Below are 24,340 nucleotides of genomic sequence, written 5' to 3'. Positions count from 1 at the left end.
ACGCTGGAGAGCACGATGAAGAGACAAGACGATAAAGCGCCCTTTTACAAACCCCTAGCCATTGCCATCACCAGCGCCATTATGTTGAGCGCTTGCGGTGGAGGTTCTAGCAGTTCTGGCGGCTCAAGCACCACCACATTTTCCGTGACCGATGCCCCGGTCGACGATGTCGAGGCAGTAAAAGTCACTTTCACACGCATTGACCTTAAGGCCGCGTCTGGCACCGAAAATGACGTCTCCATCACCTTCGATGAGCCCGTCACCATTGAAAACCTGCTCGACCTGACCGGTAACGCTTCAACACCTATTCTCTCAGATGCGAGCATTCCTCCCGGCGACTACAACCAGCTGCGTATTTTTGTTGATGGCGGCTTCCCCAACTCAACGGTCACCCCAGAGGGCGGCAATGAAACCGACCTGTATATTCCAGGCCAACAAAATGGCAATAGCAACGGCAACCCACAGTTTCTGCGCCTTGTGTCAGGTTTCACGGTCGCCGCGGGAAGCAAGTCAGATTTCACTATCGACTTTGTTCTACGCAAGGGCCTGACCAAACCAGCCAACCAAGACTACTACTTACTCAAGCCAGCCATGCGCTTAGTAAATAACCTCGAAGTGGGCAGTATCAGTGGCTCCGTCAGCTCGACCGTAGTCAATCACCCCGAATGCTTGCTAAACGAGGGCAATGGCGCGGTCTACCTTTACGACGAAGACCTGACCACGGGTGAGGCTATGCCGGAGGACTACTTCGATAGCGAATTGGCAACCGGCGCACGACCTATTGCCAGTGCCGAAGTGGGACAGAACGAAAGCGGCGAATTCACTTTCACCATCGGTTTTGTTGAGGCACGCGAAGCACCCTACAGTGTCGCCTATACCTGCGAACCCGCAAATGACGAGCCAAGTACTGATGACGATATCAACTTCACGGAAGTGCAATCGACCACGGTCACTGCCGGCGAAGAAAGCACGGTCAGCTTCACCGTGGAGCCCGAAGTCGTCGTTGAAGAGCAGCCCGCTCAGGAAGCGGAATCTAACCCTGCTTAGGATAGGAACCAACCCCGTGCTCTTGGCTTCTAACCCGGAGCACGGGGAGAGACTCAGCTCGACTTCTTAACAAACTTACTAATGATCACAATGCGCGTGCCATTTACACGCCCTTCAATATGCTCGGGGTTGTCGCTAAGGGAGATATTGCGAACGGCAGTGCCGCGCTTGGCAGTAAAGCTGGTGCCTTTGACGTTAAGGTCTTTAATCAGGGTAACGCTATCTCCGGCCTGAAGTACCGCACCGTTGGCGTCGACGGTTGCCACTTGGTCGCTATCGGCTAGCCCTGCGTCGGCCCATTTCTGAAGGGGCTCATCAAGAAACACCATATCCAGCAGGTCTTGCGCCCAGGGCTCACTACTCAGGCGATGTAACATCCCGTAGGAGAGCACCTGCACAGCGGGCTCAGTGCTCCATATACTTTGATTCAGGCAGTGCCAGCGCGCCGCTTGCAGGGCATCTTCACCGGTAATCTGCGCATGGCATTCACCACAAACCACCACCGACGCCGGCTGCTCTGAACCGCTGAGCTCATACGCGCTGAGCCCATCACTACTGCCGCACAGCTCGCACTGTCCCTGGCTGCGCTGCATTAACGCCTGATCGATTGCCATGATTGCCTCCAAGCAAAAGCCGCGCATTATAAACGATCTGCAACAGCTGCGGTGAAGGCGACGACAATCAGCCAGCGGCGCGGTCGCTACTGTCTGCGTCAGCACTGCCGTCGACGGGTGTCAGCACCGGCGTGTCGTGTTTTTTAACATGGCTGGCGCCGATAAACTGGCCTCCCGACTCAATGGCCAGCTCGCGCACCCGGATATCGCCATTCACCTGCCCTGACGCCACAATTTCAATGTAGTCAGCATCGACCTTGCCATCGAGCCTGCCACTCACCAGCACGCGCTTGGCTTTTATATCGCCCTTAAAATGCCCGCTCACACCAATGGTTACATCAGCCTGCGAGGTGATATTGCCGTCTACCGAGCCATCTAGGTGAAAGCTGTCTGTTAACTCGAAGTCCCCGACGAAATGGGTCCCCGCAGCGATAATCGTCGCTCGGGTAGGGCTATCTGATCTCTTACTGTTTTTGCTAATGAGTCCCACTTTATCCTCTCCTCGCGCGTGAAAAGCCCGTCATAATTTTCCAGCGACCACTCCATAAAACTTCTCGGAGCGAGACGCCGATGCAAGTGGCGAACTTCGTAGTGCAAATGGGGAGCGCTGGACAAGCCTGTATTCCCGCTGTAACCAATTAGCTCTCCCTGCTTTACATAGTCGCCAACGGCCACTGTCGACTTACTTAAATGCCCGTATACCGTGGTAAAGCCAAAGTTATGGCTCAATTTCACCATCTTTCCGAAACCGCCATCATTGTACCCTGACCACTCCACGACACCATTGGCCGTGGCATACACTGGGGTACCAACGCGGGCGCGCAAATCTGCCCCGCCATGCAACTTCATTTTCCCTAATACGGGGTGCTTTCGCATACCGTAGAAGCTCGTGACTTTGGCTTCCTCCAGAGGGTAGCCACTGGGGATGGCGGTGAGCATATAGCGCTTTTCCTGCGCTGTTTGGCTTGCAGTGTCTAAGCGAAATTCAATCTCCGCATCCGGATTGGGAGACAGCCCCATCATCGCCTCAATGCTGCCTAATTCTTCGCCCATCATCGACAGGGCTGCCACTTTTTCCTCAACGGAATTTTGCAGTCGTTGCTGCTCTTGCAGTAAGGCGGTATTCTCTGCGCGAATTTCGGACTGCTGAACATGAAGCCGAGAAAGCTCCTGGTCCATTGCATCGAGCTTATTGCTGAGTACGTAGATAGACAGAACACCGCCGGCAAATAACAGCCCAAGCACAGCAACAAAGCCCGTGGCAAAATGCCTAATAATTTGTGGTACGCGATAATGCCGCGTTCGCTCAAAACTCGTAACGGTTATTTGGTAGTGATCCCGCATAGCCAACCTGTCATCGCTGCACCGATTTAGGGCGCAATTAGTCGGGGCGCCCCAGCGTGTCCACCTGCTCAAAAACCGCGAGCAAGATCCGAAAAATGAGGCAATACTACACAAAGACTGACCATCGGGACAATCTTCGCGACCACCGCCCGACAGATCCAAGGCCGTTGCGGTGCGCCTTCGCTCACCAGCAACGCACGATATGTGCCAATAATGACAGAACGATTACCCTTCCCTATGAAGCAACTGCCATTGGTCACCAACCCTGTCTACAGCTATTCCTTTGATCAAAAGCACCGCTTTCCGATGGAAAAGTTTGGCCTGCTAAATCAGTATTTGGCCAATCAACATATACTCTCTCCAAGCAACGTCTATCGTCCGGGAAAAGCCCGGCCTGAGCTGTTGCAACTCGCTCACTGCGGGGAGTACATCACCCGTTTCACCAAAAATACCCTGGACAAACAGGCCGCGCGGCGCCTGGGGCTCCCCTGGAGTGAAGGCTTGGTTACGCGCAGTTGGATCTCGCCGAATGGCAGCTTATTGACTGCGCAGCTGGCCCTGCGCCACGGCATCGCCTGCCACCTCGCTGGAGGCACTCACCATGCCCATCGCGACTTCGGCTCTGGCTTTTGCGTATTCAACGACTTGGCTGTCGCCGCTAAAGCCCTGCTCGCCCAAGGCCGGGTGAAGCGGCTGTTGATCTTTGATTGCGATGTTCATCAGGGCGACGGCACGGCAACCATTCTCGCTGACGAGCCCGCCGCCTTTACCTGCTCCGTGCACGGCGCAAAAAATTTTCCCGCTCGCAAAGCCCGCAGCGACCTGGACGTCGAGGTGGCCAGCAACTGTGAAGATGATCAATACCTGAGCACTGTCACCGACACTCTGGAAACGGCATTGGCCATCGCCCGCCCGGAGTTGGTGCTTTACGATGCTGGAGTAGATATCTATGCCGGCGACCCATTGGGCCTGCTAAAGGTCAGTGAAAACGGCATTCGCCAGCGCGATCGCATGGTCATCGAGCGCTGCCGCTCGGCGGGCATCCCGGTGGCAACAGTGATTGGCGGTGGTTACGACGACGACCGCCAGGCGCTGGCCAGACGACACGCCATCGTTGTTGAAGAAGCCCACCGCCGCTTTTTGCAAGAGCAATAAAAAGGGCGGCTAACAAGCCGCCCTGCAGAAGGTCGCTGAAAAGCTTACGGGATCAAACCACCCAGTAGGCCTTGCAGGGTATCCGTCAGCAGCGCCAGCGGGTCTGCCCCCGGCTGCTGAGAGACTGCCGACTGAAGCTGATCCACTGCTGAACAGAGTACAGCCAGCGGCGTCCCCTCAAGCGGGCAGGCGCCACCACCACTTAACGCCGACGCAATGGGGTCCAGCAGCAAGTCCAGGGGCGTGCCAGTCAGCCCACCGTCACTACCGCCGCCCTGCAACGCCGCCGCCAGCGACTCGAGTGGAGCAAGCAGAGCATCGAGGGGCGTACCCGTGGGACCAGCGCCAGAACCGCCGTCATTCACACTGTCGCTCAGCACGTCACCCAATGGGGTCAAAATAGTATTCACACCATCGAATAGCTGCGCCGCGGCACCGCCAAACAACTGATCAAAGGTGGGTGCCAGCACAACCGCCAAACCACCGAGAAGCTGTGAACTTAGCGCCTCAACACCGCTATTAATCTGATCGGACACAACCCCTTGCTGCCCGGCCTGCTCTTCGATAAACGTGACCGGAACAATGCCGGTCAGTACATTTTTTAGCAGGTGCTCAACGGTCTGCGACACGCGAAATGCCGTCAATACGCCGTTGCCACTGTCCAGGGCCACCACGGTATTATCAAGGTCGGCGAAGGTCACACTCAGGGTTGTCAGCGCGCCACCCAAGACAGGCGCCGACATCACCTCGGCCGGCAAATTGCTCAAACCTTCTTCGAATGCATCGCTTAACTGGCCGGTGAGTACGGTCAGTGCAGTCAGGTCGAGATCGCCATCACCACTGCCGCCGCCACCGGCATTCAGCAGGGGTGCAAGGGCTTCACCCAAGGGCGCCAGAGGTGTTCCGGCAAGTGGGTTGTCACCGCCCGGGCTGGCGCTACCGTCGCAATCACCCTGCCCTGCAAGCGACATTAACAACCCCGGCAAATCAGCCAGTAGCTCGTTGCTCGCCAGCTGCACATTCTCCGCCGCTGCCGCAAAGGCTTGCTGCGGATCCGCCGCCGACTCGGGGTTTACTGCCGCGAGCACCGCGTCGAGGATATCGACGGTATCTTGCGCGACGACTTGATCCAGGCAACTGATGCTGGCTTCTAACGGTGTGCCTTCAGCTGCCGATGCCAAGCCACCAAACACCTGCTCAGATAGGGGCTGCTGAATCACGTCCAGCGGTCCTTCTACTCCCTGATAACGGGCCGCTTCATCTCCGCCATCATTCGAGCCGCCGTTGTCGGAACCCGAGCCGCCGCCATCAGGCCCACCATCATTGCCGCCATCACCCGAACCGCCGTCACCGGCGCCATTACCACCATCTTGAATACTACCGGGGTTATTACTGCTACTGCTGCTCGAGCCTCCGCAGGCACTGAGTGCCAGACTGACACTGAATGCGAACACAAAGGCGCGATTGAATGAGGATAATTTCAACATAGGCTTTACTCCCTTAAGTCGCCATTAGGTACAGAAAGGCTCTGCACCCGGCGCCGATCATTGTTTTCCCTTCCCGACGCCACACTGTATTCAACCAATACGGCACTGTTTTCGATGTACGGAAAAACCGAGTTATTCATAGTCGCGGGCAAAAAAAAGGCGACCTGTTGGCCGCCTTTTCATCATTGACGCGAAGCGCCTAGCCCAGGCCGCCCAACAAGGGGCCCAGAATGGTGTCGAGCAAATCTGTCAACAAATCCAGCGGGTTACCGCCACCACTAAGGCCGGATAACAGCCCGTCAACCACGGTGCAGAGCGGGTTCAGAGGCGTTTCTGCCACGGGGCAAGAACCACCACCGCCCAACGCTGAAGCCAGCGGGTCGAGCAACAGGTCAAGAGGTGTGCCAGTCAGGCCTTCGCCACTACCGCCACCAGTCAGGGCAGCAAATACACCTTCCAGGGGTGCCAGCAAGGCATCTAGAGGTGTGCCAGTTGGGCCAGCACCTGAACCACCGCCTGAAGCCAGACCGCCAGTAATCGCCTCACCAATCGGTGTCAGCAGCATGTTCAAACCACTAAACAGCGGATCCAAAGCACCGCCGAACAGCGCACCGAAAGCAGGATCCAGCACCGCGCCAAGACCGTTGTCCAACTGCGCCGTTACCTGACCGATACCATCTTTAATTTGGCTACTAACCGCACCCGGTTGACCAGCTTGCTCTTCGATGAACTCAACGGGAACAACCTGGGTCAGCAAGTTGCTGAGCAAGTTATCCAGAGTCGTCGCGATAGCACCAGCCGTCTCGTCGCCGGAGGCATCGTCGAGGGCTCCGATAGTCGTATCCAAATCGTTAAAGGTCGTTTGCAGAGTGGTCAGCAGACCGCCAAGAACTGGCGCGCCGGCCACTTCTGCGGGCAGGTTGGCCAAGCCTTCGTTAAACGCTGAAGACAGTTGGTCTGTAAGCGCCTGCAGCGCCGTCAAATCCAGGTTTTCACCATTGCCAAAACCGCTGCCGCCTGCTGCAGTTAGCAGCGGAGCCAGCGCGTCACCCAGCGCAGCTAAGGGAGTGCCTGCCAGCGGGTTGCTGCCCATCGGTGCGCCACTCGGGCCGGTACAGTCGCCCTGTCCTGCCAGGGAAGTCAGTAATGCAGGAAGGTCAGCTAACAGCTCGTTCACAGCCAGCTGAATATTGGTCGCAGCATCTGTAAACGCTTGCTGCGGATCGTTAATAGAGTCTGGGTTAACTGCTCCCAAAATACTATCGAGCACGTCAACCGTGTCTTGAACAACGACTTGATCCACGCACTGCACAGCCCCCTCCAAAGGGGTACCCTCAGCAGCGGAGGCAATTTGCCCCAGCACTTGCTCAGACAGCGGCTCTTGAACCATGTCTAATGGGCCTTCTACACCTTGGTAGGTCGCTTGCTCGCTCGAGCCACCTGAGCTCGATCCACCACCGCCGCCACCGCAAGCGGTAAGAAGTACCGCTGCGCTTAGGCCGAGCAGGCCAGCGCGATTAAATTTATTAAGTTTGAACATGTTCTGTAACTCCGTAAAAACAGGTATCGAGGTGCCTGCCAACAATAGGGGGAGAGTTGCGCATTCACACCGCCATGCCAACGCCGAAGCGCCTCATCCACTGATGGGGCATGTGCGTACATTGAATCAGTAGTGGGAAATAGGCGAAGTAAGGGAAAACCGAAGTAGACGCGGAAAACCCCGTACTTTTTGAGACCTGCATCACAAAAAAACGAGTTAACTCAGCTGCCACTCCGCTCACTGTGACACAAACCCACAGCTCACACGCTTCCCTTCTTCGCGGCAGCCGCCATAATACCCTTTTGGCAAAGGGAAGGGCTATGACCATTAGAAACACCGTCTGGGATCTGCCCACCCCGTTCACCCAAAGGCTGAGTGTTGGCCGCGATGATATTGATGGCCTCGGCCATGTGAACAACGGTGTGTACGTGAGCTGGTGCCAGCGAGTTGGCTGGCAACATTCCGTGGAGCTTGGGCTAAACCTGGACGACTACCACCAGCTCGATGCCGCAATGGTTATTCGGCATGCGGCGTATGACTATATCGCCGCAGCTTTTTTAGATGAAGAGTGCGAAATGGCCACGTGGTTAACGGCTAACGACCAGTGCCTGACGATGGAGCGACGCTTTCAATTAAGACGCTCTCGCGACGGCGTTACCCTTCTTCGGGCCCGCTGGCAGCTGGTATGCATTCGGTTGAGCAACGGCAAGCCGCGTCGCATGCCGCCAGTATTTAACGAGCGCTACGGGCCAGCGGTTATCACCACAGAAACGTAATTCACAGCCTCCAGATAGCGTGTAGAATGTAGCAACCCCACACAATAAAGAGAGACACAAGTGAGCCAACAATACGCAGAACACCCCGCTATGTTTCGTAACAAGCCATTCGGCTTCATTCTCGCGCTGCTGTTGGTGCCCGTTGGGATTGGCATTTTGATCCTGCTGTATTGGTACCTTAAGTGCAAAGCCACTCGCCTTGAAATCAATGGCAACGAGATCGTGCTTGAGCAGGGCCTGCTGAACAAAGACCGCACCGAGCTCAACATGTCGAGTATTCGCACCGTTAAAATCAGTCAGTCTCTAATGAACCGTTTGTTCGGCGTTGGTACCCTGAGCATCTTTACGGCGGGTGACAAGGCCGAGGTACAGGCTAGCGGTATGCCCCGCCCTGAGGTATTCAGGGAGCTGGTAAAAGCCGGCCAAGTTGACGAACAATGAGCGCAGACCGCCAGCAAGTCTTAAAAATTGGCGGCCTACTACTTGGATTGCTGCTCCTGCTGGGCGCTGCGACAGCCATGATGCTGCCATTAGTTGCTGGCTTCATTGACCAGCACTTCACCCCAGGCCTCGACTTGCGCAATGCCGCCGTCATCGCTTTTTTTGTCACGGTGGCCACCTTAGTCGTGTTCGCTTTTGCGGCAGGGGATGGCCTGCTCGGTGAGCTGCAATTCATTCTCGGCGGCTTTGTGAGCTTCTTCCTGATATTTTGGTTATTCATTGCCTGGATATTTTAGTGTTGCAACTCAGCGACCTGATCGCCCTTATTATTCTCTGCATCGTGCTCTACCACCTCTGGGCATCGGTTGGCATACGAGAGCGCTGCCTGATCGCGGTGAAGCGACACTTGGTCGCACAACACCTGCAGTTACTCGATGAAAATATTGCGCTCCGCGCACTGTGGTGGAAGCGCAACCGCAGAGGGCGGATCCAAGTGTGGCGACGCTATCATTTCGAATTCAGTGCTCAAGGTGACGAGCGCTATCAGGGCCGTATCATTACTCTGGGCAAGCACATCGAAAATATTGAGCTCCAGGCACACCGGCTTCCTGACGAGAGACTCCACTAGCTATGCACGGGCACACACCCTATTCTGAAGACCAACGGGTAAGCGCCCGCACCCTGCTAGAGCTAGTGCCCTACCTCCGCCCCCATATGCCGCGCATAGGCCTGGCACTGCTGTGCCTCATCGCGGCAAAGCTGGCCAGTGTCGGCCTGCCCTTTGCCTTAAAACATATTGTCGACTACCTAGACACCAGCGGGCTGAACGCACTGACACTCGCGCCCATAGGCCTGCTCTTGGCCTACGGCGGCCTGCGCTTTGCCAACGTATTATTCGGTGAGCTGCGCGACACCCTGTTTGGTCGCGTTACTGAGCGTGCGATGCGGCGCATTGGTCTGTCGGTATTCAAGCACCTGCACCAACTGGATCTGGATTTTCACCTAAACCGCCGCACTGGCGGCCTGTCTCGCGATATCGAACGCGGCACCAATGGCATCAGTTTTTTACTGCGCTTTATGGTGTTTAACATCGTGCCGACATTTATTGAGATCGGCATGGTATTGGTACTACTGGGCTGGCAGTACAGCGTGTATTACGCCCTGATCGTATTCCTCGCCGTGGTGAGTTATGTCGGGTTTTCCGTGGTTGCAACGGAGTGGCGCACCGGCTTTATCCGCCGCGCCAATGTTGCCGAATCGCGCAGCAGCAGTCGCGCTGTCGATAGCCTGCTCAACTTCGAAACCGTGAAATACTTTGGCAATGAAGACTACGAAGCCCAGTGCTACGACAACGAGCTGGCGCAGTGGGAGCGCGCGAGACGACAAAATCGTCTCAGCCTGTTTGCCCTGAACGCCGGACAGGCCTTTATCATTGCAACCGCGATGACATCGGCAATGCTGCTGGCCGCCAAACACACCCTGTCCGGCAGCATGACCATCGGCGATTTTGTGTTGATTAACGCCTTTATGATGCAAATCTTCATGCCGCTGAATTTTCTGGGTTTTGTCTACCGCGAAATGAAAGGCTCAATGGCGAATATTGAAGCGATGTTCGCCCTGCTGCGCCAACGTGCCAGCGTTACCGATACGGCCGACGCACCCGCACTATCCATTCGTGATGCGGAGCTCGAATTCAGCCAGGTTTGCTTTGCTTACGACCGCGATCGGCAGATTCTCCGCGATATCAGTTTCCGCCTGCCGCCCCGCAAAAAAGTCGCCATCGTCGGCAGCAGCGGCGCGGGCAAATCCACCTTACTGAAGCTGCTATTTCGTTTTTACGATGTCGACAGCGGGCAAATTTTAATCGATGGCCAGAACATCGCCACTATCAGCCAACAGTCGCTGCGCAGCGTTCTCGGCATCGTCCCCCAGGATACCGTGCTATTCAATCAGAGCATCCGCGACAATATTCGCTACGGTCGGGTCGATGCCTGCGACGAAGACATCGACGAAGCCATTCGCCTTGCCCACCTGGAAGACTTTATTCAAAGCCTACCCGCTGGCGCCGACACCCTGGTGGGCGAGCGTGGCCTAAAATTATCGGGCGGCGAGAAACAGCGTGTGGCCATTGCCCGGGCACTACTCAAGGGCGCGCCGATTATTGTCTTTGATGAAGCCACGTCATCACTGGACAGCAAATCCGAACAAGCCATCCTAGCCGCTATGCGAGACATCGCCAGACAACACAGTATGCTTGTGATTGCACACCGGCTGTCGACCATTGTCGATGCCGACACCATTGTAGTGCTGCACGAGGGCCGTATTGTCGAGCAGGGTAATCATCAACAATTGCTTGCAGCCGAGGGCCACTATGCTCAACTATGGGCACTACAACAACGCCAACGGCAAGGCGACTAAGGGCCGAGAAAAGGCTCGATACACAACAATAAAATTCAGCAAGGGGTAGCACTATGCACCAGCTTTCCGGCCAAGATGCCATGTTCATCCATACCGAGGCAGCGGGCATACCGCAGCATATCAGTAGCCTCGGCATCTACGATCAATCCAGCGCCGATGGCGGCTTGGTTCGCTTTAAGCAGATTATTGAGTTAATTAGCGCCCGGGCGCCGCTGTCACCGATCTTCACCCGTCAACTGCAGCGCGTGCCCTGGGGCTTGGACCAGCCTTGGTGGGAGGAAGTCGAAGACCCCGATGTCGAACGCCATATCCACCACATGGCGCTACCCAAGCCAGGTGACTGGCGGCAGCTGTGTATTCTCGCTGCCCGTATCCACTCGCGTCCGCTTGATATGGAAAAACCGCTCTGGGAAATGTACGTCATCGAGGGCCTGGACAACGTCCCCGGACTCCCGGAGAACTGCTTCGCAGTGCTGCTAAAAGTTCATCACGCTGCTATGGATGGCGCCACGGGGGCGCGTCTGTTGCCCTTGCTGCATGACCTCAGCCCAACCGTTGAAGATATCCCCGTGCCCGACGCTGAACATGAATCCATGCTTTCTCGCGGCGACATACTTAAGAAGGCCGCGGCAAATAATCTGCGCAAACCGCTTAAGACCGCCAAATTGGTGGGCAATTTGGTGCCCGCTTGGCAGCGTATACGTCGCGGCAGGAAAGAGAATGACTTCCGAAGCCTCGACGACAAGCAGCGCACGCGCTTTCAGGGGAAACTGTCCCCTCACCGCGTGGTCGACTCTGTCAATTTTGACTTCGCCGAGCTACGCAGCATCAAACAGCGCTGCGAGGGCGCCACGATTAATGATGTGATGCTGTGCATCGTGTCGGGCGCGCTGCGTCACTACCTCAGTGCCAAGGGGGAATTGCCGGAAAAAACCCTGGTTGGCGGCTGCCCCATTGATGTGCGCAGCGCCGCCGAGCAAAACAGCGGCGGAAACATGGTCGGCTTTATGACCGTGTCACTGTGCAGCACTATCGCCGACCCCATGGAACGACTGACCCACATTCAGCAAGCCTCGCTGGAGTCCAAAGCCTATGCCAACGCGCTGGGGCCCCGTGTCGCCGTGGATGTCACCGATGTATTGCATGGCGGCGTTCTGCAGCTCGCGCTACGCGCCGCCTCAAGCACGGGCCTGTCCGAGGCAGCGGTAATCTTTAACACAGTGATAACCAACGTTCCCGGCCCGCGCGAGCAACTGTATTTTTGCGGTGCCCGCTTAGTGAATGGCATGAACTTTGGACCGCTGTTGCCCAACGTCGGCCTGTTCCACATTGTCTATTCCAGCGTGCAAAACAAGCGCGGTATCATCGCCCTGTCGTTTACCGCCTGTCGCGATATGATGCCCGACCCCGACTTCTACGGGCAGTGCATTCAGCGCGCTTACGACGAGCTGCGCGAAAGCGCATTAGCCAGTACCGCCGAGCCGGCATAAGTTACCGCGAGCACGCATTACAGCACTATGAACAATAGCCACGACCTGCGGCTCATCATCGAGTCGCGCATTCCGATTATTGTTATCGAAACCTGGGAGGAGCGCCGAGCACTGACCCTGCTGAGCAAACTCGGCGTACAACTCGCGAAACCGCTCTATGCCTGGTCTGCAAGCGACGGCTTGCGGCGTGCCGACCTAGTGGACTCACCATCGCTGCCGCAAACAACGTCACCGGAAGCTGCGCTCAAACATATTCGCGCCGCCAATTCACCGGGGCTATACGCCCTGTGTGACTTCCATCCGTATTTGGTCAATGAGCCACTGAATGTGCGCTTGATAAAAGACATTGCCATGCAAGCTGAGGCGGCAAAGCAGTGCCTTATTTTTATCAGCCATGCATTGCAGATTCCTGCGGAATTCAAGCGCATGACGGCGCGCTTCACGCTATCGATGCCCGAAGACCACAAACTGCTCGCCGCGATTCATCGCGAAGCCCAGCAATTTGCTAAAGACAAAGGACGTAAGGTCCGCACCGATCGCCGCGCATTGGACAAGCTGGTCAGCAATCTTAGGGGGCTACCACTGCAAGACGCGCGAAAACTGGCACGTGGCGCCATTTACCAGGACGGCGCCATCACCGAGTCAGATATTCAGGCCGTCAACAAAGCCAAGTTTCAATTGCTAGATATGGACGGTGTTCTGAGCTTTGAATACGACACGGAGAGTTTTGCCCATGTCGGCGGCCTGCTGCAGCTGCGCGACTGGCTTCAAAAGCGCGAAGCCGCATTTCTACAAACCCAAGCGGATGCACCCAAGGGCATTATGTTGGTGGGTGTTCAGGGTGGTGGCAAAAGTCTGGCCGCCAAGGCCGTCGCCGGTATGTGGGGCCTGCCCTTGCTGCGCATGGATATGGGGGCACTGTTTAACAAGTATTTTGGCGAGTCTGAGCGCAATGTCCGCGAGGCGCTTGCGCTAGCCGAAACCATGTCACCCTGTGTGCTGTGGATAGATGAAATTGAAAAAGGCATTGTAGCCGATAGCAATGATGGCGGCACCGCCAAACGGGTGTTGGGCACCCTGTTAACGTGGATGGCAGAGCGTCGGCAAGCTGTTTTTGTTGTGGCCACCGCCAACGCCATCCAACACCTGCCGCCCGAATTGATCCGCAAAGGACGCCTGGATGAAATATTCTTCGTCGACTTGCCCAAACCGGCAATACGCGAAGACATCTTCACCGTTCACCTGGAAAAGCGCGGCTACTCAGCCGACAATTTTTCCTTGGAGGTACTCGCTGAGGAAAGCGCAGGGTTTACCGGCGCCGAGATTGAGCAGGCTATTGTCGCCGCTGGCTACACCGCAAACGCCCGCGATGAAGCGCTAAGCACAGCCCACATCGTCGGTGAACTGGGCAACACTGTGCCGCTATCCATTACAATGAGTGAGCGTATTGAAGCCCTTCGCCAATGGTGCAAGGAGCGCGCGGTACCCGCGGATTAGCCCCCAAGCTACAAACCGGGCTCGCGCGCCGCGACCTCACGCAGCACAGGTAGCAAGCCATAGGCCTCAAACACGGCTTTGATCTGCTCATCATTGCCGGTGCGTTTGCTCTTGTTGCGCCGCTTTAACGACACCTCCTGACTGCCTGCGATCACTGGAAAACGCTGCATCCATACCCCACGGCCTTCTAACATGGTGCACACGGTACCCGCCTTCAGGCTCATGGCTTTCAACCATACGTCGTCGGCATTGGGAGCCAAGCGGGAAAAGGCCTCAACGTCGTCAATACTGTCGTCAAAACAACCGGGGAAATACAGCACACCACCCACGCCAGTGGGGAAAATCATTAGCGAGCTGTCGCGGTCATCATTGCGCCGCCACCATTGCTTATAGGGCAACAGTTCGCCCTTTTCATCTAAACGAATGCGGTGGCCGCGCGTGCAGTGAATTTCATTGGGCGCTTGTAAGTGAGCGCGATAGAGTTGGTCGACCATGTCCTGCGGGTAAAGAATATCGTCGTCAACCGTGAGTAGTAACGCCTCGGGGTATTTCTGCAGGGCGTAGAAGAACTTGGTATAGGGGCCAAGGTCTTTTTCAACAAACTCGATGTCCAGCCCGCGCGCGCATTGACGCTTTAGAATTGCCGGAATGTCGGCATCGCTGAACTCCTCGGCAGATAACCACAGCACGATTCGATCCGGCTTGTGGGACTGCTGAAGCAGACTCTCAATCGTTAAGTAAACATCGTGAATGCGCTTGCTGAAACTGGTTAGCGAAACAACGATGGGGCGCGGCGTATTTTCCGCCACACCACGTTCTGTGCGATGCAAGGCATCGGCCTCAAAGCGCTGGGTTAAGGCCTCAACCCGGCGGTCAATCGCCTCGGCCAATGCGCGTTTTTGGCGCTTTTCCTGGCGGAGTTTTTTCAACATTGTGTAATGATTCCCGTAATCTCTGTCAGAGCGATGGCGTCGCCCAGCTGTGTCACTGTATGCTGCGCACTGTATCAAACCGTGAACAACTATGCCCTTACTTGCTCTACAACACCTCTGCTGCCCCATTGATGGCGAGGCCATGCAGCGCAGCGACCAACAGTGGCGCTGCCCGCGCGGTCACAGCTTTGATATTGCTCGCCAAGGTTACATCAACTTGCTGCCGGTACAGCACAAAAAATCCAAGGACCCCGGCGACAGCAAAGCCATGGTCAATGCGCGCAAGCAATTTTTGGATCGCGGTATATACCAGCCCATTGCCGATGCCATCACGCAGCTATTGCTCGACGAATTCGGCGAGGCAGCGTCATGCAGCGTCTTGGACGCCGGCTGCGGCGATGGCTACTACCTCAACAATCTCGCACAGGCGCTGGCCGACCGAGGCGGCAACGTCACGGCAACGGGCTTGGATATTTCAAAGTGGGCGCTGCGTTGCTGCCTGCAGCGCAACCGCTCACTAAACGGCATTGTTGCCAGCAATCGCAGCGTGCCGCTGCCCACCGCCAGCCAGAACATTGTCCTCTGCGCCTTCGGTTTTCCGGTGTACAGCGAATTTTCACGGCTACTGCGCGACGGCGGCTACTACTTACAGGTGGACAGCGGCCCCGACCACTTACTGGAATTTCGGGAAAAGCTGTACGCCGAATTGCGGCGCAGCGAGCCACCGAGCCTGGATAAGGCAGAACAACTTATCGGCCCCTTACACAGGCGAGTGCGCGTCCACCAACAAACCCGCGCATTGTCACGCAGCGAGCTTGAAGAGCTGCTAAGCATGACACCCCACAACTACCGCGCCACCCACGAGGCTCGGCAAGCGCTGTTAAGCAGTGCACCGATGTCACTAACCCTGGATGTAGAGCTGCGGTTATTGCGCTGCCATGGCGCTTTTGGGGAAGACCCGGGGAATGAATAGGGCCGCCCGCGGTCTATTGATCGCGGCGCATTGCTAGACCACGGCCCAGCAGCGCTTGAAAATGGCACAAATGCCCCCACCATCGGGCACATAAGAATATTGTCACAGGTAGACCTTTAATGACCGAACACCAACAAATCAGCCAGCTCTACGACTGGTTGAACAGCCAGATTATCGGCCAGCAGCAACTCACCCAGCGCCTGCTTATCGCCTTGTTGGCAGACGGCCACCTGCTGGTTGAAGGCGCCCCCGGCTTGGCGAAAACCAAGGCGATCAAAACCCTCTCCGATGCAATAGAGGGCAGCTTCCAGCGCATTCAGTTCACCCCGGACCTGCTACCTGGCGATGTCACCGGTAGCGAAATCTATCGCCCCGAAACCGGCGTGTTTGAGTTCCAGCGCGGCCCCATATTCCACAATCTGTTGCTGGCCGACGAGATCAACCGGGCCCCGGCTAAAGTGCAATCCGCACTGCTGGAAGCCATGGCGGAAAGGCAGGTCAGCGTCGGCAGCCACAGCTACGCCCTGGACTCCTTGTTCTTGGTAATGGCAACCCAAAACCCGCTTGAGCAAGAGGGCACCTACCCACTGCCAGAGGCCCAGCTCGACCGCTTCCTGATGCATGTCAATGTCGACTACCCCAGCGCAGAAGCCGAGCTGGCCATACTGCGCAGCGTACGCAACGAGGCCCAGGGCGAGCAAAGCGCCGCCCCGCAAATTAGTCAGCAGGCGATATTTTCGGCAAGACAGCAGGCTTTGGATATTCATATGGCCGATGCCGTGGAGCAGTACATCGTGCAACTGGTCGTCGCGACGCGCAATGCTGGCCAGTGGGATCAACAACTCGACCAGTGGCTCGATGTCGGCGCCAGCCCGCGAGCCACCATCGCCCTGGACCGCTGCTCCCGTGCCCATGCCTGGCTGGCCGGCCGCGACTACGTTAGCCCGGACGATGTCCAAGCTGTTGCCCACGACGTGCTCCGCCACCGTTTAATTATCAGCTTTGCCGCCGAGGCAGAGGGCGTTGCCCGCGACCAATTGATAGACCGACTGATTCATTGCGTACCCGTTGCCTAAACCGCTATGGCCAAAGCGACGTCTTCAACAGAATCGATGAACTACGTAGTTCGCGGTGCGAGTGTTAACCGCGCTGCGCTGATAGCCGCCAGACTGACCGCACGGCAACTTCGCCTGCGCCAACAACGGCGCCACGTCGCCCGACAAACCGGCAATCACCCGGCGCCCTTCAAAGGTCGCGGTTTAAGCTTCCAACAACTGCGCGCTTACCAAGGCGGCGACGAGATTCGCCACATCGACTGGCGGGTAACCGCGCGCACCAACAAGCCGCACACCCGCGTGTTTGAGGAAGAGCGAGAGCGGCCGATTGTTATTTGCCTGGACCAGCGTCGGCCGATGGCCTTTGGCAGCCGCCACTGCTTTAAGTCGGTCATGGCCTGCCACGCCGCAGCGCTGCTGGCATGGAATGGCCTGGACAGCAATGATCGAGTCGGCGGCCTGATTTTTTCCGACGATCGCCACAACGAGTTCCGGCCTAAGCGCAGCAGCCGAGCAGTACTGCATTTGTTAAACAGCGCCTGCGAGTACAGCGAGCGACTACTCCAAGCACCCGCAGAGGATAAACAACAAGCCCTGTCCTCAGCGCTGGAGGAGCTTCGGCGTATCACCAGGCCGGGCTCGTCAGTGTTTATCTTGAGCGATTTTCACGACTACGATGACGAGGCCCACAAGCAATTGCTGCTGCTGTCACGTCACAACGACATCGTCGCGCTGGGTATCAATGACCCGCTCGAACTGCGCTTGCCACTGCAAGGCGCGCTGCCCCTCAGCGATGGACGGCAGCGTTCGGTCATTAATATCGACCAACAGCTACAACAGCACTACCGCGACCACATTGCACAAGCCCAGCAAACGCTTCAACAACAACTGCGTCAGCTAGGCATTGTTCTATTACCACTGAGTACCGATGACGACCTACTGGAAATCCTCAGCAGGGAGATCCGGCTAACATGACGCCAAGGCCCACAGACCCATTGGTCCAGCTCGCCGACATTCACCTACCGCCACCGCCAGCTGATTTTCCCTGGGCCTGGGGCTGGTTTGCCCTGCTCGGACTGGCATTATTGCTCGCCCTCGCCAGTGCACTGTATTGGCGTCGCCGCTACAACCGTAACGCCTATCGCCGCGCCGCGCTGGCCGAACTCGAAAAGCTCGCGCAGCAAAACGATGATAGCCTCTACGCCGCAAGCGCCAATCAATTGCTGCGCCGGGTCGCCTTACAGCTCGATGGTCAACGCGCCGCCACTGCGCGAGGCGACGCCTGGTGCGAGCTGTTAAATAGTTACTGCAAGCACCCTGTATTTACTACCCAGCAGTTTGCCGAACTGGAGACCGCCGCTTATCAGGCAACGGCCCAGTTGACTGATCGCGACGGGCTGCATCGGTCAGTAAGCACATGGCTGCGCACGCACAGGAGATCAAAGGGATGCTGAGCTTACAGTGGCCATGGCTGTTGTTGCTGCTGCCCCTGCCACTCATCGTTAGAGCACTAAGCAAGTCCGCAAGCGAGCAGGCCGCGCGGGGCGCACTGCGAGTGCCGTTTTACCACCAGTTAATGCAGCTTCGCGACCGAGAAAGCCTAAGCATAAAAAACACCAAAAGCCCCCTTGCCATTGCACATTGGCTGCTCTGGCTCAGCCTGCTTGCTGCCGCCAGTGGCCCACAGTGGGTAGGCAAGCCTCAGGCGCTTCCCAGCACCGGCAGGGATCTAATGCTGGCGGTCGACATCTCAGGGTCGATGGCTCAACAAGACATGAAAGTTCAGGGCAGCACCCTGCCTCGCATTACCGTCGTGAAAGCGGTCGTCAACGAATTTGTCCGCCAGCGCCAAGGCGACAAGCTCGGACTCATCTTGTTCGGCTCGCGCGCCTACATTCAATCTCCGCTCTCTTTCGACTTGGCGACTCTCGGCCAGTTAATGGACGAGGCCCAGGTTGGTTTCGCTGGCAAACAAACCGCCATCGGCGATGCCATTGGCTTTGCCATCAAACGACTGCGCAAACGTCCGGAAAACAGCCGCGTGGTAATTTTATTAACTGACGGTGCCGACACCGCCAGCACTCTACCGCCTTTAGAGGCGGCCGCCGTAGCCCAGCGGGAGAATATCCGCATTTACACCATTGGTGTTGGGGCAACGGAAATGGAAGTGCCAGGGCTTTTTGGCAGTCGGCTGGGGGCGCGAAAAATTAACCCCTCTGCCGACCTTGATGAAAAAACACTGCGGGAGATCGCCCACCAAACCGGAGGCGAATATTACCGCGCGCGCAACACAGAAGAACTGCAAGCGGCCTACAATGCCATTGCCGCACTAGAGCCAATTGAGCAGGAACAGCAACAAATTCGGCCGCGACGCTCCCTCCTCCACTGGCCATTGACCGCTGCGCTAATAACAGCGCTGTCGATTGCCCTGGCGCAAAGGAGATCGCAATGATAACGCTACACTGGTTGCGTCCCGAGTGGGTGTGGAGCGCACTGCCAATACTACTGTGCTTGTGGCTGCACCTTCGCCAGCAGCGCTCGGCGCAGCAGTGGCAGCAATTTATCGACCCGAGCTTATTGCCCCACCTCCTTGAGCAGCCGCAAGGCCGTTATTCTCAGCGCCTGTGGCCAGTGTTCTTGGCGGGGTTGTTGTGCTGGCTAGCGCTGATGGGGCCGAGCTGGCAACGCCTGCCCAGTCCCGTACTGGAAGACCGGGGTGGTTTGGCGATTGTGCTGGACCTGTCACCGTCCATGCTTGCCGAAGACCTACAACCATCGCGACTGCAGCGGGCAAAATATGCCATACGCGACCTGTTGGCACTGCGCGCCGACGGCCAAACAGGCTTGGTGGCCAGTGCGGGCGACGCCTTTGTGGTCGCGCCGCTCACCGATGATGGCAACACCCTCAATACGCTGCTGCCCTCCCTCCACCCAGCTATGATGCCTGTGCAAGGCAGCAATCCCCTTAGCGGACTCGTCCAGGCGCAGCAGCTACTCGACAATGCGGGTAGCCCCAGCGGCCACATTCTTCTTATCGGCGATGGCTTTTCTGCGCAGCAGCTAAAGGGACTGGAGGGCTTTGTCGAGCAATCCTCTTACCCGGTTTCGATTATCAGTGTGGGCAGTGAACAGGGCGCGCCTATCCCCCTGCCGGAAGGGGGATTTTTAAAGGACTCACAAGGCAACACTATTGTCGCCAGTATGCCAGAAGCTTTGATGCAGGCCTTGGCCCGCAAAGCCGGGGGGCAGTACATTAACTTGAGCGCACCCCGCAGCGACTCCGCCCTGCGCAAACTGGCAGCGGGCAGCCAACAATTTGAAGAAAGTACGCAGCAGCAAACCTTCGAGCAGTGGCAAGACGGCGGCCAGTGGTTAGCCGTGCTCCTACTGCCCTTTGCCCTGCTGGCCTTCCGGCGCGGCGCCCTGCCGTTTATATTCCTCGCGATACTTACCCTGCCCGAGCACGGCTATGCGCTGGACTGGCAGCACCCGTGGAAAACCGCCGATCAACAAGCAATGCAGCGCTTTCAGGAGGCGCCCGCAGAAGCCGCCGAACTATTCCGCGACCCAATGTGGCGCGGTAGCGCCCACTATCGCGCCGGCAACTATGCCGAGGCGGCGGCGGCATTCGCAGAGCGAGACTCCGCTGACGCTCACTATAACCGCGGCAACGCGCTGGCCAAGGCGGGAAAACTGGACGAGGCCTTGAAGGCCTATGATCAAGCGTTACAGCGCCAGCCCGACATGGCCGATGCCAAAGCCAACAAGGCATTAGTAGAACAATTAACAGAGCAACGGCAACAAGCTGGCGGCCAAGGACCTGAAAACCAGGCCCCTGAAAGCCAGGGTTCTGAAAATCAGGACTCTGAAAACCAAGGACAAAACGACTCCGCTGCGCCGAACCAGGAAAGTCAGGGCGGCGACCAGCAAAGTAACAACGCGGCGGCTGACAACAATGCCGCCAACGCGGGCAAAAACAGCAAAGACCAAAACCAGCAACCGTCAGCTGGGAAACAGCAAGCCCCCCCACCAGAGGATCCAGGCACCGACGATTCCGGCGCCGCACCTGCTTCAGAAAACACGGCGAACCAGAAGGCTCTCGCCGAGCAGCACGCGCAACAGCGCGGTGAGAATGACGACGCGCGAAACGACGCCGTCGCCCGGCAAAGCGACGGCACTACGCCCCCAGAAAATGCCGAAGCAGCGTCTGCTGGTGGTGCCGTTCAGGCGCCGCTGTCAGAGGAAGAACAAGCACAAGAACAGTGGCTGAGAAATATTCCTGATAGCTCAGATACGCTGCTTCGCAACAAATTCCAATACCAATATGATCAGCGCCGCCGCCAAGGCGAGCTGCCGGAGGCCGAAAACTATGCCCCGTATTAAGTATCTAATGACCTTGTGGCTGAGCGTTTTTGCGCTTTGCTGTAGCGGTCTCGCGCAGGCTGAGACCACAGTGCGTGCCACGGTTGACCGCAATCAAGTCGCCTTGGAGGAAACCCTCAACCTCACGTTGTCAGCCGACAGCATTTTATTCAGCGGCGAGCCCGATGTAAGCGAGCTGAGCAATGACTTCCATATTCTGAACCGGCAGCAGAGCAGCCGCACCAATATCGTCAACGGAAACATTAGCAGCAGCCGCCAGTGGGACTACACGCTTGCCCCCAAGCGCGAAGGCGACCTGACCATACCCGCCATCACCATGGGCAATAAGCAAACCAAGGCTATAAGCATCCATGTTACGCCGCCGAACAGCACGCGGCGCCAGAACACCGACAATCGCCAAGTATGGCTGGAAGCGGATATCACGCCGCGTCGCGGCTATGTTCAGCAAATACTTGAATACAGCGTCAAGCTATACAGCTCGGTGAATTTTCTCGACGCCACCCTGGATCCCCTGGACGTCGACAATGCCCTGGTCGAGTCACTCGGGGAGAGCCGTTACCGCCAACGCATTGATGGCCGCAGCTTTCAGGTTATTGAGCGCCGCTACGCCGTTTTCCCCCAGCGCAGCGGCACATTGGAGATACCTGCCTTGACGCTGCAAGCGCGTGTGGAAAGCTACCGTCCTTCACTGCTAGACCCAGGCCGTCTGCTGATACGTCGCAGTCCGCCCATGGAAATTGATATTCAATCCCCCCCGATAGACTTCGACGGCGCACTGTGGCTGCCCGCGGGCAACGTAGAGATATTTGAAGAGTGGAGCAGCGACCCCGAACAACTGCAGGTGGGCGAGTCGATTACCCGTCGCGTGGATATTCGCGCCGAGGGGCTGATGGCAGCGCAGCTACCTGCACTGCCTCGCTACGACCTGGCAGGGGCCAAGCTCTACCCTGACCAGCCGATTCTGCAAAATAACAAAGATGAACAAATACTGGTTGGCCTGCGCAGCGAATCCACGGCGATTATCGCCAACGAAGCCGGGCGCTACACCCTCCCGGAAATAAAACTTGCCTGGTGGAACACCCGCACTAACCGCGCCGAGCTGGCGGTATTACCCGCACGTGAGTTAATTGTAAGCCCCGCACCGGGCGCGCCCGGCGATGAGGCTGCTGAGGCCGCCACGTTACAGCCTGAACCCTCAGCAGCCCCGCTCAGCAACGCGACAAACACCACTGCAGAGACTGCACTGACGCCCTACCGGATAATTATTGCCCTATTAATTTGCACCAACCTTCTATGCCTGTGGGCGCTGCTCCGCCGTCGAAATGATACTGCCGGGACTCCCCAGCGGGATGCTGAGCAGAAGAATGATCAACAAGAGAAGGCGGCTTACCAAAGGCTGAAAAAGGCCTGCAAACAGCGCGATGCCAGCGCCGCGAGAGCGGCGCTGCAAGACTGGGCCTCTCACCAGCAAGACGGCTATCGCAATTTGGCGGAGCTCGCCGCTCACGAACCCGCCTTTGCCACTCACGTTGACAATATCAACGCCGAACTTTATCGCGCCGCCGAGCCCTGCGTGGATTACGCCGCGTTGCTACAAACCGCAGCGACCTATAGAAAGCAGCAGGCCGAGAGTCCCGCCAAACCGGCTCTAGCGCCACTGTACAAAAGCCTATGAGCACCACTTATGTTTTGGCATCGTCGCGGCCGCCGACAACCATCACACCGCCAAGAATCACCAGCGCAATGCCAATCAGTGTGAGCGTATCTGGCAGCAGCCCCCAGATCAGCCAATCCAGCACCCCCCCAAAGACCACCGCAAAATAACTGGTCGGCGCGAGCACCGATGCCGACGCATAACGATAAGCCCAGGTGTACAGCAGAAAGCACAAATAGATCACCACCCCCATATACAGCAACCAAGGGTAGGCCGAGAGATGCACGTCGCCGCCCTGCCAGAGAAAAAACGGCACGCTGACCATCAGCGACACAGAAAAGTAATAGAACAAGATCCGATTTGCTGGCTCAGTCGACGCCAGCATACGCGTGGTGATCATAGAGATGGCCAAGCCCAAGCCCGAGCCCAACGCGACCAAATGCCAGATACTCAACTCTGCAAAGCCCGGCCGCAGCACTAACACCACCCCGGCAAAACCCAGCAGTAACGGCGGTAAGCTGCGACGGCTCACCGGCTCTCGCAACGCCAAAAATATTAGCAGCGGCACCATCAACGGTGCGCTATTACGAAGCAGTGTGGCTTCTAACAGTGAAATTTTACTGAGCGCAAAAAAGTAAAAGTAGAAGCACGCGACTCCGCTTAAACCTCTCAAAAAATGCATGGGCAGGCGCTCACTACGCAAGCTGGCAACGCCGCCGCGCGCAACACTGGGCAGAGTAAAAACAAAGGATATGCTGTACTGGGCAACGATCATTGCCGATACCGGCACCTGCATTCCCGACAGATGTTTACCGACCGCGGCAACGGTCGCCGACAGGAAAACGGTGAGCAGGGACAAGCCGACGCCAATGGCTAAGCGCCGCCTGTCTTGCGAAAATCGAAAAGGAAAATCTGCCACAACACCGCCCAATATACTGAGAATAAGGCTGCGCTATGGCCCAGCCGCCGAACACTATAAATAGCGCTGGCGACCTTTACCAGAACAGAGAAGCGGGCGGCGCTATCGCCGCCACGGATTTAGTGGCCGCACTTACCTTCGCCACACTTGCCTTCATTACGGGCTTTATTGCCGCCACATTTACCCTCGCCACACTTGCCTTCGTCGCTGGCCTTATTGCCGCCACATTTGCCTTCACCACACTTACCTTCGTTGCTGGCTTTTTTACCACCGCACTTGCCCTCGCCGCATTTACCTTCGTCGCTGGCCTTTTTGCCACCACACTTGCCTTCGCCGCATTTACCCTCAGCGTGCTTACCAAAATCCACTTGTTGATAGCCACTGCTCAGCGATTGCGCACTGAAGGGGTTGCCGCTATCGCTCACCGCAGCAGAAGCAAGACTTGAAGCGAACATGGCGGCGGTCAGTGCTGTCATTTTTGATTTATTCATGGATGTACTACCTCGTTTAGAAAGTTTAATTGACGCCAGCGAAAAGCACCTGCGTTACAGCATAGATGACTCACAGAGGAAGTTGTTACAGCGAATTAATAATTTTTATTGGCACCACTGAAAT

The 24,340-nt window shown here is 57.0% G+C and carries 24 protein-coding genes; 16 read left to right on the top strand and 8 right to left on the bottom strand.

The genetic code is table 11. From position 1 onward, the window contains the following. The first annotated feature begins 15 nt into the window (after positions 1–15). On the top strand, positions 16–1,047 hold the full coding sequence (locus tag H573_RS17930; protein WP_051171229.1) for a DUF4382 domain-containing protein: 1,032 nt from the start codon (positions 16–18) through the stop codon (positions 1,045–1,047). Between the two features lie 53 nt (positions 1,048–1,100). Here the strand turns inward: H573_RS17930 and H573_RS0111355 are convergent, their stop codons facing one another. The 3 genes from H573_RS0111355 to H573_RS0111345 form a co-directional block, all read right to left on the bottom strand. Further along, complete coding sequence (locus H573_RS0111355; RefSeq protein WP_027874383.1) at positions 1,101–1,661, bottom strand: PhnA domain-containing protein; 561 nt, start codon at positions 1,659–1,661, stop codon at positions 1,101–1,103. A 67-nt stretch (positions 1,662–1,728) separates the two neighbouring features. Continuing rightward, the gene (locus tag H573_RS19335; protein WP_084498035.1) at positions 1,729–2,151 is read right to left on the bottom strand and encodes a bactofilin family protein; all 423 of its coding nucleotides are present in this window, start codon (positions 2,149–2,151) and stop codon (positions 1,729–1,731) included. Further along, positions 2,055–3,005: a M23 family metallopeptidase gene (locus H573_RS0111345; protein ID WP_027874382.1), complete on the bottom strand. Its 951-nt coding sequence runs from the start codon at positions 3,003–3,005 to the stop codon at positions 2,055–2,057. The genes H573_RS19335 and H573_RS0111345 overlap by 97 nt, the downstream gene beginning before the upstream one ends. A gap of 213 nt (positions 3,006–3,218) precedes the next feature. Here H573_RS0111345 and H573_RS0111340 point away from each other — a divergent pair, with 213 nt between their 5' ends. Beyond that, complete coding sequence (locus tag H573_RS0111340; protein ID WP_234701869.1) at positions 3,219–4,160, top strand: histone deacetylase family protein; 942 nt, start codon at positions 3,219–3,221, stop codon at positions 4,158–4,160. A gap of 44 nt (positions 4,161–4,204) precedes the next feature. On the opposite strand, the gene H573_RS0111335 is transcribed toward H573_RS0111340, so the two are convergent. Together H573_RS0111335 and H573_RS0111330 are read right to left on the bottom strand one after the other, a co-directional pair. Further along, positions 4,205–5,647 (bottom strand): hypothetical protein, encoded by a 1,443-nt coding sequence (locus H573_RS0111335; protein WP_027874380.1) that lies wholly within the window; start codon positions 5,645–5,647, stop codon positions 4,205–4,207. Positions 5,648–5,846: 199 nt separating this feature from the next. Then, on the bottom strand, positions 5,847–7,187 hold the full coding sequence (locus H573_RS0111330) for a hypothetical protein (RefSeq protein WP_027874379.1): 1,341 nt from the start codon (positions 7,185–7,187) through the stop codon (positions 5,847–5,849). Positions 7,188–7,507: 320 nt separating this feature from the next. Between H573_RS0111330 and H573_RS0111325 the strand changes: the two genes are divergently transcribed. Genes H573_RS0111325 through H573_RS0111295 form a run of 7 tightly spaced genes read left to right on the top strand, consistent with a single transcriptional unit; the run spans position 7,508 to position 13,809 of the window. Beyond that, entirely contained in the window at positions 7,508–7,963 is a 456-nt protein-coding gene (locus H573_RS0111325; RefSeq protein ID WP_027874378.1) for an acyl-CoA thioesterase, read from the top strand. A 60-nt stretch (positions 7,964–8,023) separates the two neighbouring features. After that, the gene (locus tag H573_RS0111320) at positions 8,024–8,404 is read left to right on the top strand and encodes a PH domain-containing protein (RefSeq protein WP_027874377.1); all 381 of its coding nucleotides are present in this window, start codon (positions 8,024–8,026) and stop codon (positions 8,402–8,404) included. After that, a complete protein-coding gene (locus H573_RS0111315) occupies positions 8,401–8,700 on the top strand; it encodes a hypothetical protein (protein WP_027874376.1) in 300 nt (99 codons plus the stop codon). The genes H573_RS0111320 and H573_RS0111315 overlap by 4 nt, the downstream gene beginning before the upstream one ends. Beyond that, positions 8,700–9,032: a DUF3301 domain-containing protein gene (locus H573_RS0111310; protein ID WP_051171226.1), complete on the top strand. Its 333-nt coding sequence runs from the start codon at positions 8,700–8,702 to the stop codon at positions 9,030–9,032. Before H573_RS0111315 ends, H573_RS0111310 begins: the two co-directional genes overlap by 1 nt. A 2-nt stretch (positions 9,033–9,034) precedes the next feature. Next, the gene (locus H573_RS0111305) at positions 9,035–10,822 is read left to right on the top strand and encodes an ABCB family ABC transporter ATP-binding protein/permease (RefSeq protein WP_027874374.1); all 1,788 of its coding nucleotides are present in this window, start codon (positions 9,035–9,037) and stop codon (positions 10,820–10,822) included. Between the two features lie 53 nt (positions 10,823–10,875). Continuing rightward, on the top strand, positions 10,876–12,312 hold the full coding sequence (locus H573_RS17920; RefSeq protein ID WP_036256624.1) for a wax ester/triacylglycerol synthase family O-acyltransferase: 1,437 nt from the start codon (positions 10,876–10,878) through the stop codon (positions 12,310–12,312). A 27-nt stretch (positions 12,313–12,339) separates the two neighbouring features. After that, positions 12,340–13,809, top strand: coding sequence for an AAA family ATPase (locus tag H573_RS0111295; RefSeq protein ID WP_027874373.1), 1,470 nt, complete (start codon positions 12,340–12,342; stop codon positions 13,807–13,809). An 8-nt stretch (positions 13,810–13,817) separates the two neighbouring features. On the opposite strand, the gene H573_RS17915 is transcribed toward H573_RS0111295, so the two are convergent. Further along, positions 13,818–14,741, bottom strand: a complete 924-nt coding sequence (locus tag H573_RS17915; RefSeq protein WP_036256621.1) for a glycosyltransferase family A protein — start codon at positions 14,739–14,741, stop codon at positions 13,818–13,820. A gap of 91 nt (positions 14,742–14,832) precedes the next feature. On the opposite strand from H573_RS17915, the gene H573_RS17910 reads away from it, so the two are divergent. From H573_RS17910 to H573_RS0111255, 7 genes are all read left to right on the top strand, one after another. Then, positions 14,833–15,714, top strand: coding sequence for a putative RNA methyltransferase (locus H573_RS17910; RefSeq protein WP_051171225.1), 882 nt, complete (start codon positions 14,833–14,835; stop codon positions 15,712–15,714). A 119-nt stretch (positions 15,715–15,833) separates the two neighbouring features. Further along, positions 15,834–16,790, top strand: coding sequence for an AAA family ATPase (locus tag H573_RS0111280; protein ID WP_027874372.1), 957 nt, complete (start codon positions 15,834–15,836; stop codon positions 16,788–16,790). 36 nt (positions 16,791–16,826) lie between these two features. Next, on the top strand, positions 16,827–17,744 hold the full coding sequence (locus H573_RS0111275; protein WP_027874371.1) for a DUF58 domain-containing protein: 918 nt from the start codon (positions 16,827–16,829) through the stop codon (positions 17,742–17,744). Continuing rightward, a complete protein-coding gene (locus tag H573_RS19065) occupies positions 17,741–18,223 on the top strand; it encodes a DUF4381 domain-containing protein (protein ID WP_051171224.1) in 483 nt (160 codons plus the stop codon). The genes H573_RS0111275 and H573_RS19065 overlap by 4 nt, the downstream gene beginning before the upstream one ends. Continuing rightward, complete coding sequence (locus H573_RS0111265) at positions 18,217–19,221, top strand: VWA domain-containing protein (RefSeq protein WP_027874370.1); 1,005 nt, start codon at positions 18,217–18,219, stop codon at positions 19,219–19,221. The genes H573_RS19065 and H573_RS0111265 overlap by 7 nt, the downstream gene beginning before the upstream one ends. Next, positions 19,218–21,152, top strand: a complete 1,935-nt coding sequence (locus H573_RS0111260; RefSeq protein ID WP_036256618.1) for a VWA domain-containing protein — start codon at positions 19,218–19,220, stop codon at positions 21,150–21,152. The genes H573_RS0111265 and H573_RS0111260 overlap by 4 nt, the downstream gene beginning before the upstream one ends. Beyond that, positions 21,139–22,827 (top strand): BatD family protein, encoded by a 1,689-nt coding sequence (locus tag H573_RS0111255; RefSeq protein ID WP_161624257.1) that lies wholly within the window; start codon positions 21,139–21,141, stop codon positions 22,825–22,827. Before H573_RS0111260 ends, H573_RS0111255 begins: the two co-directional genes overlap by 14 nt. Positions 22,828–22,834: 7 nt before the next feature. Here H573_RS0111255 and H573_RS0111250 read toward each other — a convergent pair whose 3' ends face one another. Both H573_RS0111250 and H573_RS0111245 read right to left on the bottom strand, forming a co-directional pair. After that, the gene (locus H573_RS0111250; RefSeq protein ID WP_027874367.1) at positions 22,835–23,725 is read right to left on the bottom strand and encodes a DMT family transporter; all 891 of its coding nucleotides are present in this window, start codon (positions 23,723–23,725) and stop codon (positions 22,835–22,837) included. Between the two features lie 119 nt (positions 23,726–23,844). After that, positions 23,845–24,216, bottom strand: a complete 372-nt coding sequence (locus H573_RS0111245) for an HvfA family oxazolone/thioamide-modified RiPP metallophore (protein WP_027874366.1) — start codon at positions 24,214–24,216, stop codon at positions 23,845–23,847. Positions 24,217–24,340 lie beyond the last annotated feature (124 nt).

The sequence above is a fragment of the Neomelitea salexigens DSM 19753 genome (assembly GCF_000422345.1).
In the GTDB taxonomy this organism is placed as follows: Bacteria; Pseudomonadota; Gammaproteobacteria; order Pseudomonadales; family Spongiibacteraceae; genus Spongiibacter; species Spongiibacter marinus_A.
The sequence above is the reverse complement of the archived record's forward strand: the minus strand, read 5'-3'. Positions and strand labels throughout refer to the sequence as shown.